13 protein-coding genes and 1 tRNA gene are annotated in these 12,655 nt (G+C 69.3%); 3 read left to right on the forward strand and 11 right to left on the reverse strand.

Annotated elements, in window-relative coordinates:
- Nucleotides 1-20 precede the first annotated feature (20 nt).
- Nucleotides 21-857, reverse strand: coding sequence for a mycofactocin-coupled SDR family oxidoreductase (locus ACFU7D_RS24610; protein ID WP_378872280.1), 837 nt, complete (start codon nt 855-857; stop codon nt 21-23).
- A 267-nt stretch (nt 858-1,124) separates the two neighbouring features.
- On the opposite strand from ACFU7D_RS24610, the gene ACFU7D_RS24615 reads away from it, so the two are divergent.
- Nucleotides 1,125-2,318 (forward strand): acyl-CoA dehydrogenase family protein, encoded by a 1,194-nt coding sequence (locus ACFU7D_RS24615; protein ID WP_378725811.1) that lies wholly within the window; start codon nt 1,125-1,127, stop codon nt 2,316-2,318.
- Here the strand turns inward: ACFU7D_RS24615 and ACFU7D_RS24620 are convergent, their stop codons facing one another.
- On the reverse strand, nt 2,319-4,916 hold the full coding sequence (locus tag ACFU7D_RS24620) for an ATP-binding protein (RefSeq protein WP_378872282.1): 2,598 nt from the start codon (nt 4,914-4,916) through the stop codon (nt 2,319-2,321).
- Between the two features lie 519 nt (nt 4,917-5,435).
- Between ACFU7D_RS24620 and ACFU7D_RS24625 the strand changes: the two genes are divergently transcribed.
- Both ACFU7D_RS24625 and ACFU7D_RS24630 read left to right on the forward strand, forming a co-directional pair.
- Entirely contained in the window at nt 5,436-5,831 is a 396-nt protein-coding gene (locus tag ACFU7D_RS24625; RefSeq protein ID WP_378725815.1) for a hypothetical protein, read from the forward strand.
- A 32-nt stretch (nt 5,832-5,863) separates the two neighbouring features.
- Nucleotides 5,864-6,406 (forward strand): flavin reductase family protein, encoded by a 543-nt coding sequence (locus ACFU7D_RS24630; RefSeq protein ID WP_378725817.1) that lies wholly within the window; start codon nt 5,864-5,866, stop codon nt 6,404-6,406.
- 156 nt (nt 6,407-6,562) lie between these two features.
- On the opposite strand, the gene ACFU7D_RS24635 is transcribed toward ACFU7D_RS24630, so the two are convergent.
- From ACFU7D_RS24635 to ACFU7D_RS24675, 9 genes are all read right to left on the reverse strand, one after another.
- Nucleotides 6,563-6,635: transfer RNA gene (locus ACFU7D_RS24635), tRNA-Ala, on the reverse strand.
- A 62-nt stretch (nt 6,636-6,697) separates the two neighbouring features.
- Entirely contained in the window at nt 6,698-7,318 is a 621-nt protein-coding gene (locus ACFU7D_RS24640) for a histidine phosphatase family protein (protein WP_378872285.1), read from the reverse strand.
- Between the two features lie 8 nt (nt 7,319-7,326).
- On the reverse strand, nt 7,327-7,701 hold the full coding sequence (gene rsfS / locus ACFU7D_RS24645; protein WP_091047921.1) for a ribosome silencing factor: 375 nt from the start codon (nt 7,699-7,701) through the stop codon (nt 7,327-7,329).
- The gene (nadD, locus tag ACFU7D_RS24650) at nt 7,698-8,360 is read right to left on the reverse strand and encodes a nicotinate-nucleotide adenylyltransferase (protein ID WP_378725821.1); all 663 of its coding nucleotides are present in this window, start codon (nt 8,358-8,360) and stop codon (nt 7,698-7,700) included. The genes rsfS and nadD overlap by 4 nt, the downstream gene beginning before the upstream one ends.
- Nucleotides 8,361-8,371: 11 nt before the next feature.
- The gene (locus ACFU7D_RS24655; RefSeq protein WP_160027856.1) at nt 8,372-8,533 is read right to left on the reverse strand and encodes a hypothetical protein; all 162 of its coding nucleotides are present in this window, start codon (nt 8,531-8,533) and stop codon (nt 8,372-8,374) included.
- Nucleotides 8,534-8,563: 30 nt separating this feature from the next.
- A complete protein-coding gene (locus ACFU7D_RS24660; protein ID WP_378872287.1) occupies nt 8,564-9,814 on the reverse strand; it encodes a glutamate-5-semialdehyde dehydrogenase in 1,251 nt (416 codons plus the stop codon).
- A 68-nt stretch (nt 9,815-9,882) separates the two neighbouring features.
- Entirely contained in the window at nt 9,883-10,296 is a 414-nt protein-coding gene (locus ACFU7D_RS24665; RefSeq protein WP_378872290.1) for a hypothetical protein, read from the reverse strand.
- Nucleotides 10,297-10,365: 69 nt separating this feature from the next.
- Nucleotides 10,366-11,253 carry a phosphotransferase family protein gene (locus ACFU7D_RS24670; RefSeq protein ID WP_378872293.1) on the reverse strand — a complete coding sequence of 296 codons (888 nt, stop codon included), beginning with the start codon at nt 11,251-11,253 and terminating at the stop codon, nt 10,366-10,368.
- 27 nt (nt 11,254-11,280) lie between these two features.
- Nucleotides 11,281-12,567, reverse strand: coding sequence for a phospholipase D-like domain-containing protein (locus ACFU7D_RS24675; RefSeq protein ID WP_378872296.1), 1,287 nt, complete (start codon nt 12,565-12,567; stop codon nt 11,281-11,283).
- Nucleotides 12,568-12,655 lie beyond the last annotated feature (88 nt).

The following is a 12,655-nucleotide window of genomic DNA, read 5'->3' on the forward strand; positions in this document are numbered from 1 at the left end:
CTGCTCGCGGAGGCGTCGGGTCACATCTTGGTGATGGCGCCGGCGTCGATGGGCAGCGCGATCCCGGTGACGTACCTGGCCTCGTCCGAGGCCAGCCAGGCCACGGCGGCACTCACGTCGCGCGGCTCGAGCCACGGGATGGGCAGCAGGTTCATCCCGGCCTCGCAGGCCTCACGGAAGTCCTCGTGGGTCGGCGACTCGAGGTCGGGCCGGAACAGCCGGTACATCGCCTCGTGGTCGATCATGTCGGTGAGGACCGAGGTCGGCTGGACCGCGTTGCAACGGATGCGGTGGGCACCGAGCTCGTTCGCCATCGAACGGACCAGGCCGATGACGCCGTGCTTCGCGGCGACATAGTGGGCGAAGTTCGGGAATCCCATGGTGCCCCCGGTGGAGCTGATCAGGATGATCGAGCCGCCGTCGCCCTGCTCGATGAGCGTCGGGACCGTCGCGCGCACCGTCTTCCAGACGCCGGAGAGGTTGACGTCGATCATCTCGTTCCACTGGTCCTCGGTCAGCTCGTGGACCGGCGCCGAGGAGAAGATGCCGGCGTTGGCCACGACGACGTCGAGCCTGCCCAGCTGCTTCACACCGTCGGCGACCGCCTCGGTGAGACCGGCGAGATCACGTACGTCGCACTCGTGCGCGACCACGGTGCGACCGGCCTTCTCGATGTGCTTGGCGGTCTCGGCGAGGTCCTCGGGCCGCGCACCCCGATAGTCGGTCGTGGAGACGTCTTGACAGACGTCCACGAGGATGAGGTCCGCACCCTCCTCCGCCAGCCGGATCGCATGTGACCTGCCTTGGCCTCGGGCGGCGCCGGTGACCAGGGCGACCTTTCCGTCGAGTGTTCCCATGGTGTCCTCCTGTGTGACGTACCTAACAGACGTCGACACTGGTCGAGTCCGGCCACGGGGCCAACCGGGTTTCCACGTGGTCAACCACGTGGACCGGGCCGACCGGTGATCTCACCCGCCGGCGCCCCACGAGCGTCCTGGTCCGCGGACGGGTGTCGAACACGTACCGGACCACGTGGTCGTGCGGATACGCCGGCCGTCGCGCTCGGCGATCGTGATGCACATCACGTTCGCGTATCGGGCCGCGGCCCGGCCAAGGAGATAGCCATGACATCAGTACTTGCCAACGAGACCGGCACCCGCCAGGACCACCTCGACCGCGCCCGGAGGGTGGCAGAGGTGGTCGAGGCGGAGGCCGACGCCATCGAGGAGCAGGCGACGATCACCAAGCCCGTCTACGACGCGCTCGTGGAGGAGCGTCTGTTCTGGATGCTCGTCCCCGAGGAGCTCAACGGAGAGGGCCTGAGCCTCGTCGAGAGCTTCGAGGTGATCGAGGAGCTCTCGCGCGCCGACGGCTCCACCGGTTGGGCGTTCATGGCCAACAGCCTGAGTACGTCGCTCGCGGCCGGCTACCTTCCCGCTCAGGGCGCCCAGGATCTCTTCGGCCAGGACCTCCCCGGGATCACCGCCGGCATGATCCTGCCGACCGGCGGCGGTAAGAAGGTCGACGGAGGCTACGTCGTGACCGGCAACTACCAGTTCGCAAGCGGCTCCGCGCACGCCTCGTGGATCGGTGCCGGCTTCGTGGTCACCGACGACGAAGGCAATCCGAAGAGCTCGCCCGACGGGCAGCCGATGTGCCGCACGGCGTTCGTGCCCCGGGACCAGGTCGAGTTCCGCGGCAACTGGGACGTCTGGGGTCTGGTCGGCACCGGGTCCTACGACTACGGCATCACCGAGCTGTTCATCCCGGACGAGCACGTCTTCGACACCTTCTCCACCACGCCAGAACGCCAGGAGCCGGTCTACCGCTTCGGCCTGCTCGGCATCGGGGTCGGTGGCCACGCCCCGGTCGCGCTCGGTATCGCCCGGCGCGCACTGGACGAGATCGTCAAGATCGCCACGGTGAAGGCCCGCGTCGGCTACCCGACGGTGATCGGCGACTCGGAGCTGTTCAAGCTGGAGTTCGCCAAGACCGAGGCGCTCTACCGAGCCGCCCGGGCGTACGTCTACGAGGTTCACCGCGAGGCCGAGGACTGGATCAACGCGGGCAACGACCTGACCGAGACGCACAGCGCTCGGCTGCGGCAGTCGATCACCTGGGTCCAGGAGGTGGCCGCCACGGTGACCGGCTTCGCGCACCGCTGGGGCGGCAGCCAGTCGTTCCGCAACCCGACCGCGCTCGGCCGGGCCACCCGTGACGCCGCCATCGCGACCCAGCACCTGCTGGTCGACCCGATGACCATGGTGGACGCGGCCGCGCCGATCATGGCCGAGTACGGCGAGGGCCGCCAGCGCTGATCAGCCGGCGCTCGGCCACGGCGCTGTCGGGCCCGTGGCCGAGCCGATCAGCTGGGCGACCTGGGTACGGCTGGTGAGGCACAGCTTCTGCAGAACGTGCTCGACATGCCCCTCGATCGTGCGGGGCGAGAGCACCAGCCGCGCGGCGATCTCCTTGTTGGACAGTCCCTGAGCGACCAGGTTCGCCACCTCCTGCTCACGCTTGGTCAGCGGTCCGGCCGAGGTCCGCGCGGCCGGGACGGGCCGGTCCGAGACCTCTTCGAGCGCGAAGCCGATGGCCTCGGAGACCGACTTGGCGGCCCCGTCGGCGTAGAGCTGGGCGTAGCTCGACTCGCCGAGCAGCGCCTCCGCGGCCGCGGCGTACCGCTCTCGCACCTGGACCCAGTGGCTGGAGCCGTAGAGCTGTTTGCCGAAGGCACCCCAGAGCTTGGACGCCGAGCCGATCAGCACCGCTGCCCGCTCGCCGTGCCCGCGCACCGACTCGACCCAGCCGAGCAGGTCCAGGATGAGGGTCGCCCCGATCTCGTCGTCGAAGTCCCGGATCATCGCCAGGCCGTCGAGCGCCATCTGGTGGGCGCGGTCGGCGTCGCCCTCGGCCAGCGCGATCGCGCCGAGACCGAACTCGGCGTAGGCGCGGAACCAGCGCTCTCCGCTGGTCACACCGCGCTCCTGCACCTCGGCATAGTGCCGGCGCGACTCGTCCGCCTGGCCCTTGTAGGCGTAGAGCATCCCGAGGTGCACGTCGAGGGCGGAGCGCAGTCCGCCCCGGGGCTCGCGCTCCCGGTAGCGCTCGAGGGCGCTGAGCAGCAAGGGCTCGGCCGCATCCGCCTCGCCCGCGAAGTAGGCAGCCAGCCCGCGCGTGTGCTCGACGAAGTCGAGCGTCTCCATGTGTCCGGCGTCGGTCGCGAGCCGGTGAGCGGCGTCGAGGGAGACCGCAGCCCCGTGCCGGTCGCCCTGCAGCGTCTGCACCAGCGCCATGGTGGCGAGGACTCGACCCCGGCCCTCCGGGTCGGTCACCGCGGCGGCGGCGCGGTCCAGCCAGAGCCGGTGCTCACGCACGGAGAAGCCACCCGCCCACAGGAACCACGGCTCGGAGACGACCTCCGCCCCGGTACGCCGCACCGCGACGTCGCTCTGGGCCTCCAGGGCCCACTTCAGGGAGCTGCGCAGGTTGGCGCGGTTGGCGCGGAACCAGGCGTTGATACGCACCTGGTCGGGGCCGGGCCAGGCTGCGACGAGCTCGCTGACCTTGTCGTTGATCCAGTCGAGCAGGCGGAGGTGGAGGTCGCGTGACTCGTCCTGGTCCAGTTGGCCCTGGCCATACTCGCGGATCGTCTCGAGCATCCGGAACCGCACCGCGCCGGCGCGCTCCTCACGGATGAGGATCGACTTGCCGACCAGCGCCATGATCGCGTCCAGGATCCGCGCGGCGGTGAAGTCCGCGTCGGTGCAGATCTCCTCGGCCATCGCCAGGTCGAACCCGTCGGTGAAGATCGAGGCCCGCTTCCACAGCACCCGCTGCTCGCTGGTGCAGAGGTCGTGGCTCCAGTCGAGGGTGGCGGCCAGGCTCCGGTGCCGGGTGGCCGCGGCCCGGTTGCCCGTCGTGAGCAGGTCGAGGCGGTGGTCGAGGCGCTCGGCCAGATCGGCCACCGAGAGCACCGGGAGCCGGGCGCAGGCCAGCTCGATCGCGAGCGGGAGGCCGTCGAGGTGCTCGCACACCCGGCGTACGGCCTCGCGGTTGCTCTCGTCGATGCGAAAGCCGCTGAGGACCGCGTCGGCGCGACTCTCGAACAGCGCGAGCGCCGATCCCACCCCGGCCGCCGAACGTTCCTCGCCCGCTGCCGAGACCTGCAGCGGTGCAAGCGCGAAGACGAACTCCTCCGGAACCGCCAGCACCTCCCGGCTGGTGGTCAGGACCCGCAGGTTGGTGGTGCCCTGCAGGAGCAGATGCACCAGATCGGCGCACGCGTCGACGAGGTGCTCGCAGTTGTCCAGGATGAGCAGGATGTGGCGGTCGGACAGGTGCTCGAGGAGAGCCTCCTCCGCCGTCTCGCCCTGCTGGTCGCGGCCGGCGAGCCCCAGCCCCTCGAACACGGCTTGGGAGATGAGCTCGGGGCTGAGCAGCCCGGCCAGCCCGACGAACCGGACCCCGTCGGGGAAGGCGCGGCGTACCTCCCGACCGACGTGCGAGGCGAGCCGAGTCTTGCCGATGCCGCCCGGGCCGGTGATCGTGACCAGACGGTGCTCCCCCAGCAGGCTGCGGAGCCGGGCGACCTCGGTGTCGCGGCCGACGAAGCTCGTCGCGAAGCGTGGCAGCGAGGCGTGCGGGGAGGCCGAGGATGCGGCGACCTCGGATCGCTCGGAATCGGCCTCGGCCGTCAGCTCGGTGCGGGCGCGTGCTGCGTACTTCGCGAGGGTGGACGCCGCGTGCTCCCACTCGAGCGCCGCGGCGAGGTCGCGGACCGCGATCTCGGGATCACGATGGAGCTCGCGCTTGATCGCCGACTCGTTGGCGTCATAGAGCGTCCGCTGCGTGCCACGACGGTCGCCGGGCGCACTCTCGAGCGCCAGCGCGCGGCGCACGGTGTTGCGAGACATGCCGAGCCTGCGGGAAATTCCTTTGATGGTCTCTCCGTCCGCGTGAAGAGATCGAATTCTTTCCCATTCGTCGGTATTCATCTCGTCCTCGAGGTGGATTATGGAGCACCACCGAGACGTGGTGATGTCCATCACTTTTGCCGACAAGTCCTGACATGTCAACCGTCGACCGGCACCCCGATATCGATTCCGATCGACCTCCCGAGACACTCGCGCAGCGCCGCCCACACGGAGGGGGTCAAGTTGTAGACCGATGGACCGCGACCAGTCCTGGGACAACGCGATTGCCCCGTACAGCAGTGATGCCCGCGACGGCGACGGATCGCGTGGCGGACCACGTGGTCATGCGGTGACGCTCGCGGGAGAGACGCGAGAGAGTAATGCACGTCACACCAGAAGATATTCGCCGAGCCGAATTCAGGGCTGTCCGATCTCGACCGGATCCAGCTCTATATCGACGTGCATTCTCGCGAATTCACCGATGCCTTCTATCTCTTCCGAATTCACCAGGAGAACATGATGACCGGATCCAACATCGACGCCCTCAAGAACGCATTCTCCGCTGCCGACGCCGGAGATGCAGGTCCTCTCGTCGCCCTCTACGACGACGGCCTCTCCTGGGCCGGCTTCACCCTCGAGGGCACCCAGACCGTCTACACGAAGGCGTCCTTCCTCGAGGCGTTCGGCGTGCTGGCCAAGCTCGACGAGTCGTCCAACGAGGTCCTCGACGCGTTCGAGACGCCGGAGGGCATCGTGACCGCGACCCTGCGGCTCTACCGTCGCCTGGGCGAGAAGACCCTGGACGTACAGGGTGTCTTCACGCACCGGTTCGTGGACGGCAAGGTGACCCACGGCTCCGACACGGTGCCGGCCGAGTTCGAGGCGTTCTGGGCCGAGACCGGCCTGGCCGGCTGACCCGTCCACGGCACAGACCCAGGAGTTTTCCGATGACGATCACACCCGCACGCGAGCACACGTCCGCGGCCCTGGGTCGCGCCGTGCGGCCGCGCCACACCATGACGCCGTCCTCGTCCTTCCGAGACGTCATGGCCAACATGGCCGCACCCGTCTCGGTGATCACCGCAGCCGAGGACGGCGTGGGCAGCGGCGCCACCGTCAGCGCGGTGATGTCCTTGTCGATGGCCCCCGAGATGATCGTCGTCGCGCTCGACCGCGGTTCGACGACCCTGGCGGCGATCCAGCGGACCGGCCGGTTCGGGGTCAACATCCTGGCGGCCCACCAGAAGGACCTCGCGATGCGCTTCGCGTCCAAGGCCCCGAACAAGTTCGCGGACCTGGCATGGTCGCTCGAGTCCGGCGTGCCGCGCCTGGGCGATGTGTCCGGATGGGTGCGCTGCACCGTCGAACGCATCCAGCCCGGCGGCGACCACGTGCTCGTCTGCGGTCTCGTCGAAGCGGCGTTCCACGATGCCGAACGTGCGGCCCTGACCTACCAGGGCCGTACGTTCGGCACGCACCGCCAGGCGTGATCTCTCAGAGGAACGAGGTCTCGCGGGTCAACCCGTAGCGCGGGTGCTCACCGATCACCATCGACCCCAGGATCCCGTAGCCCTCGGCAACAGATCAGGGCCATGTTTCGAACCTTCTGTGAAGGTCTGAAACATGGCCCTGATCAGGTGTTTCGGTGGAGGTGAGGGGACTCGAACCCCTGACCCTCTGCATGCCATGCAGATGCGCTACCAGCTGCGCCACACCCCCTTGGCGTTGTCCCGGTGATCAACCCGGGCAACGAGAAGAACAGTAGCGGAATGCTCCGTCGATCACGAAATCGGGGCCCCCATTCCGTACGTCGCGAGTCGCCAGGGCGCCGACGGGATCAGCCCGTGAGCGGACTCCCGGGCGACGAGCTCGATCCAGGCGCAGTTCGTCAGCGGCGCGAGGGTGGTGACGACGGTCGGGTCCCAGCCGAGGAAGGCGGCCAGGCCCTGCCGGATCGCGCCGCCGTGAGCGACGACCACGACGGTCTCGCCGGCCGCGACGGTCTCGGCGACGTCGTGGAGCGCGCCGCTGAAGCGGGCCGCGACCGTGGGCCAGGACTCCCCGCCGAAGGGCTCCCAGCTGGCCGGCATCTCACCGAAGCGCTCGAAGATCTCGGCGCGGTTCATGCCCTCGGCCTCCCCCGCGCAGACCTCCCGCAGCCTCGGGTCGTACGCAGCCTCCCGGCCGGTCTCCTCGGCGACGTACGCAGCGGTCTGCCGTGCCCGCATCAGGTCCGAGGAGACCAGGCGGGTGACGGCATAGGCCGTCCCGATCGCACGAGCGGCGGCCTTGGCCTGCTGGTGGCCGGTCTCGGCCAGCTCGATGTCGGTCTGGCCCTGGTAGCGGCCGTCGGCGTTCCAGGGCGTGACGCCATGGCGGAGGAGGACGATGCGACGGGTCACGGGCGCGATCAGCCCTCGGAGACGATGTCGGCGGGCAGCGAGATCGAGGGGCAGTCGCGCCAGAGCCGCTCGAGGGCGTAGAACTGGCGCTCCTCCTCGTGCTGGACGTGCACGACGATCTCGCCGTAGTCGAGCAGCACCCAGCGTCCCTCCTTGTGACCCTCGCGGCGCAGCGGCTTGGAGCCGAGGTCGCGCAGCTTCAGCTCGACCTCGTCGACGATCGACTGCACCTGCCGCTCGTTGGGGGCGGAGGCCAGCACGAAGGCGTCGGTGATGGCCAGCTGGTCGCTGACGTCGAAGGCCAGGATGTGTCCGGCCTTCTTGTCCGAGGCCGCCCGGGCGGCGGTGATGGTGAGCTCGATGGCGTGCTCGGTCGCGGTCATACGCGGTCCTTGTCTGATGGGTTCTTGCGGTAGAGGTCGTGCTTGCCGATGTACTGGACCACGCCGTCAGGGACGAGGTACCAGACCGGCTCACCACGGTGACGCCGCTCGCGGCAGTCGGAGGAGGAGATCGCCAGAGCCGGGATCTCGAGCATGGTGATCCGGTCGGCGGGGATCTTCGCGATGACCTCGGGGTCCATGGTGTAGCCCGGGCGCGTGCACCCCACGAACTGGGCGAGCTCGAAGAGCTCGTCGGTGTCGCGCCAGGTGAAGATCTCGGCCAGCGCGTCGGCACCGGTGATGAAGTAGAGCTCCGCATCGGGCAGCGCCTTGGCGAGGTCACGCAGCGTGTCGCGCGTATAGGTGCGGCCGGCCCGGTCGATGTCGACCCGGCTCACGGTGAAGCGCGGGTTGGCGGCGGTCGCGATGACCGTCATCAGGTAGCGGTGCTCGGCCGGCGAGACGTCGCGGTCGGCCTTCTGCCACGGGTCGCCGGTGGGCACGAAGACGACCTCGTCGAGGTCGAAGAAGGACTGCACCTCGGAGGCCGCCACCAGGTGGCCGTGATGGATGGGATCGAAGGTGCCACCCATCACCCCGACGCGGCGCTTGCCGGTCAGACCCTCCAGACCTGGCTCGGGCACTCCCCCGTTGCCCATCTGATCAGCGCTCAGGAGTGCTCACGGCCACCGGCGAACCAGACCAGGACCAGGAGAGCGAAGACGAGGATCGCCAGGGCGCCGCCGCCGATGACCCACTCGATGCCAGAGGTGCCGTGCTCGGCCCCGTGCTCAGCGGAGGTGATGATGCTCGACACAACAGAGTTCGACATGGCGCACAGATTACCTTGCCTCGTGCCAGGTCAACGCACGTGCCCGTCCCCGGTGACCACATACTTCGTCGAGGTCATCTCGGGCAGCCCCATCGGGCCCCTGGCGTGCAGCTTCTGGGTCGAGATCCCGATCTCCGCGCCGAAGCCGAACTCGCCACCGTCGGTGAACCGCGTCGAGGCGTTGACCATGACCGCCGCGGAGTCGACGGCTGCGGTGAACCGGCGGGCCACGCCCAGGTCCTCGGTCAGGATCGCCTCGGTGTGGCCGCTCGACCAGCGCCGGATGTGCTGGACCGCGGCATCGAGGGAAGGTACGACCGCGGCGCTGATCTTCAGCGCCAGGAACTCGGCCGCATAGTCCTCGTCGGTGACCGGCTCCACCAGGTCGTAGGCCTGGAAGGCAGCGTCGCCCAGAATCTGCACCCCGCGCTCCTGCAGCGCGGGGACCACCATCGGCAGGAACTCCTTGGCGATGTCGGCGTGCACGAGCAGCGACTCGGCGGAGTTGCACACGCTGGTGCGCTGGGTCTTGGAGTTGACCACGATCGCGACCGCCTTCTCGAGGTCGGCGGCCTTGTCGACGTAGACGTGTACGTTGCCCACCCCGGTCTCGATGACCGGCACCGTCGACTCCTCGACGACGCTGCGGATCAGCCCGGCGCCACCGCGTGGGATGAGCACGTCGACCAGGCCGCGGGCACGCATCAGCGCCTTGACCGAGTCGTGGCCCTCCCCGGGCACGACCTGGATCACGTCGGCCGGGAGGCCGACGGAGACGACGGCGTCGCGGAGCACTGCGGCGATCGCGACGTTGCTGGACGCGATGTTGGAGGAGCCGCGCAGGAGCGCCGCGTTGCCGGACTTCAGGCAGATCCCGGCGGCGTCCACAGTCACGTTGGGTCGCGCCTCATAGATCATCCCGACGACACCGAACGGCACCCGCACCTGGCGCAACTCGAGGCCGTTGGCGAGGGTGCTGCCGCGTACGACGTCTCCTACGGGGTCCGGGAGGGCGGCGAGCTCGCGGAGCGCGGCGGCGATGCCGTCGAGACGCTCCGGGGTCAGGGTGAGGCGGTCGATGATGTTGGCCGGGCTGCCCGAGGCCTCGGCACGGGCGACGTCAGCCGCGTTGGCCTCCAGCACCTCGTCGGCACGCGCCAGGAGCGCGTCGGCCATCGCGTGCAGCGCCGCGTCCTTCACACTGCGCGGCGCGACCGCGAGCTGGTAGCTCGCCTCTCGTGCGTTCGTCGCCACCTCACGGATCACTGCCTCTGCGCTCATGACAGAAAGCCTAGGCGGTCCGCCGTGAGCAGCCACCACCCTTTCGCCGTGCGGACCGTACGGCCGGGTCAGTCCTCCTCGCCCAGGCCCAACAGCACCCCGAGACCCCTGAGCGGGTCGAACGGGCTCTCGGACGGCTCCGCCGTCGCCATCGGCTCGCCGCTCCCCGACCCGGACGCCGAGGGCCGGACCTTCCGGGGCGCCTTCACCGGCGTCGGCTCGGCGGCCGCGCCCGTCGGCCGTGTCGACGGCGCCTCGCTGCGATGCTGCTTCGCAGGCGCGGGCGAGGCCGCCGTGCTCGCCGTCGGCTCGGGGTCGGTCATCGCCGGATAGTCCACCGGCGGCTGATACGACTTCCGCACGAACGCGATCCCCGTCGTCGCGGCTGCGAACAGCGCAGACAGCACGAGCGCCGAGATCCAGGGCGTCCAGCCACGCCACCAACCTCCGGCGGGGCCCCGAGCCCCGTCGAACTCACTCACTTCCACAACCATCCCCCAGGTAGCGCCGGCACCGTCCGGCGCGCTCCGATCCTAGCCACGATCGTCGCCCTACGGGGCGGTGTGGACATCCCCGGATCGTGCGATCGCGAGCAGGAGGTCGTGAGCCCGGGCGGCCACCGGATTGGCCATACGCAGAGCACCGAGCTCGACCAGCGCGACCAGGTCCGCGGACCGGGCCAGGTCGCGGGCATCCGTGGCGCTGCCGCCACGCACCCCGACGTAGCCCGCCAGCACCCCCGAGGCGTACGCCGCGTCCCGGTCGAACCTCAGCAGGTTGCCGAGGTCGGCGAACGGTGAGCCGGCGTGGGCGAACTCCCAGTCCAGCACCGCGCGCACACGCAGCGTCTCCGGGTCCACGATGAGGTTCTTGGGGTTGAGGTCGCTGTGCACCAGGCTCACCCGGGCGACCGTGTCGAGCAGGTCATGGGCGTCGGCGGCCACGTCCCGCAGCCCCTCCAGGTCTGACGGCGACCAGTCCAGACGCTCGGCGTACGACTCGACCCACTCGGTCAGGTCCAGCTCGAACGCCTCGACCCGCAGGTCCTTGTCGGCGAAGGTCCCGGCACTCAGGAACGGCATCCCGGCCAGGGTGCCCGCGATCTCCCCGAGGCAACGCCCGAGCCGACCTCGCTGCGCCTCGTCCAGGTCGGCGAGCAGCAGGTCACCGCGTACGCCCTCGACGAACTCGGTCACCAGCAGCCCCGGCGTGCCCGTTGCCGGGTCGGCGCGGCGTACCTCCAAGACGTCCGGGACCGGGACGAGGCCCCGCACCAGACGGTGCAGGGCCTCGTGGACCTCCGCGGCCTGCGGGTGGTGGCGTGGGTCGGCGAAGACCCGCACGACCGACCTCTCCCCGCCGGCCTCCGCGAGAAACGTCTCACCCGACCAGCCGCCGTCGAGCGGTCGAAGGGCCCCACCGAGTTCACCGAAGCTCACCCGGCGAGGTTAGCGCCCGCCCCAACCTCAGGCGCAGGGCCGGCTCTTCGGCTCCAGGTAGACCCGGTGCGTCGCCCGCGAGCTGTCCCACATCTTGTTGAACCGGGAGGTGTAGGCCTGGTAGTAGCTCTTCGAGGTGAACCGGAAGGTGACCTCGTCGTTGCTGAAGGACGGCGGCGACCAGTTCTCCGAGCCGGTCCAGACGCTGAAGGTGCCCTTGTCCGCGAAACGGCCGTTGACACTCATCCACTTGTAGTGGGAGTAGCAGCGCGAGCCGTAGACGATGTTGTCGCCGCTGGTCGACTTCTTCTGGCCCCAGTCCCAGGCGGCGTCGCGCACCGGGATGCCGACCGCCTTCAGCTTACGGTAGACCACGTCGCTGGCCACCGAGCCGATCACCCGGACCACGCAGCCGCGCTTCTTCAGCCGGACCACCTCGTCGGCGATGCGCTCGCCACGGCGGCTGTACCACGCGTACATGTGGATCCGCAGGATCGTCTTGCCCTTGGTGCCGTAGCCGCTCGGCGCGCGACAGCCGATCAGCCGCAGCCGGTCGATCACCCGGTCACCGCTGCCGCGGGCGTAGATCTCGTCGCTGGTCGCGCCAGGACGCTGACGCTGGAAGCCGACCGAGGTGCCGCCACCGGTCCAGGACACGTAGCGCGGCGACGCCTTCCGGTCGGCCTTGAGCTCGTTGAACATCCGCAGCCACGTCTTCCACAGGCTGTCGTTGGCGTAGATCGTCTGGGCGTCGTTCCACTGCGAACCGGCCGCGCCGCCTCCGAGGTTGCCGGAGCTGTTGATCAAGATGTTGCGCTTGGTGCCGACCTGGGTGAACGAGTGGATCTTGATGTGCAGGTTGCCCTTGTCATATCCACGGCAGGCGCCGGCGCAGCCGTAGATGAAGCTCGGACGGCTGCGCTGGGTGCCGAGACGGCCGGCCAGCTTCCGCTCGCCGCTGCTCCACATCTTCCGGTTGACCACGATCTGCACGTGGACACCACGCTTGTGTGCGGCGATCAACTGATCGACGGTGTCGGCGCGGTCCAGGTTGTAGGTGACGAACCGGATGTAGGAGCCCTTGGCCGCGTAGCGGATGCTGTTGTTGATCCGGTGGACGATGTAGTTGCGCTGCGACGCGTCACCGGTCGGGTTGTTGAAGAACGGACCCGCCGGTGGTGACCAGGTCGCCGCGGTCGCGGGCGTCGAGACCACGGACATCGTCGCAACGACCAGGGCCGCCACGCAGCCAGCCACAGCCGAAGCGATCGAGATCTTCCGGGTCTTCCCCGACCTGAGCACATTCCCCCACATGCGGCCGGACTATACCCAGCGACGTATGGCACGCAACGACAATTCCGAGAACTAGATGCCGAACCGAAAGAAACCCGCCTCCGAGCGG

The organism is Nocardioides sp. NPDC057577 (genome assembly GCF_042801335.1).
GTDB lineage: Bacteria > Actinomycetota > Actinomycetes > Propionibacteriales > Nocardioidaceae > Nocardioides.

Bases quoted from the DNA above. Each gene is read 5' to 3' on its own strand.
- ACFU7D_RS24610 (WP_378872280.1), bottom strand. From the start codon at position 857: ATGGGAACACTCGACGGAAAGGTCGCCCTGGTCACCGGCGCCGCCCGA.
- ACFU7D_RS24615 (WP_378725811.1), top strand. From the start codon at position 1,125: ATGACATCAGTACTTGCCAACGAGACCGGCACCCGCCAGGACCACCTC.
- ACFU7D_RS24620 (WP_378872282.1), bottom strand. From the start codon at position 4,916: ATGTCTCGCAACACCGTGCGCCGCGCGCTGGCGCTCGAGAGTGCGCCC.
- ACFU7D_RS24625 (WP_378725815.1), top strand. From the start codon at position 5,436: ATGACCGGATCCAACATCGACGCCCTCAAGAACGCATTCTCCGCTGCC.
- ACFU7D_RS24630 (WP_378725817.1), top strand. From the start codon at position 5,864: ATGACGATCACACCCGCACGCGAGCACACGTCCGCGGCCCTGGGTCGC.
- rsfS (WP_091047921.1), bottom strand. From the start codon at position 7,701: ATGACCGCGACCGAGCACGCCATCGAGCTCACCATCACCGCCGCCCGG.
- nadD (WP_378725821.1), bottom strand. From the start codon at position 8,360: ATGGGCAACGGGGGAGTGCCCGAGCCAGGTCTGGAGGGTCTGACCGGC.
- ACFU7D_RS24655 (WP_160027856.1), bottom strand. From the start codon at position 8,533: ATGTCGAACTCTGTTGTGTCGAGCATCATCACCTCCGCTGAGCACGGG.
- ACFU7D_RS24660 (WP_378872287.1), bottom strand. From the start codon at position 9,814: ATGAGCGCAGAGGCAGTGATCCGTGAGGTGGCGACGAACGCACGAGAG.
- ACFU7D_RS24675 (WP_378872296.1), bottom strand. From the start codon at position 12,567: ATGTGGGGGAATGTGCTCAGGTCGGGGAAGACCCGGAAGATCTCGATC.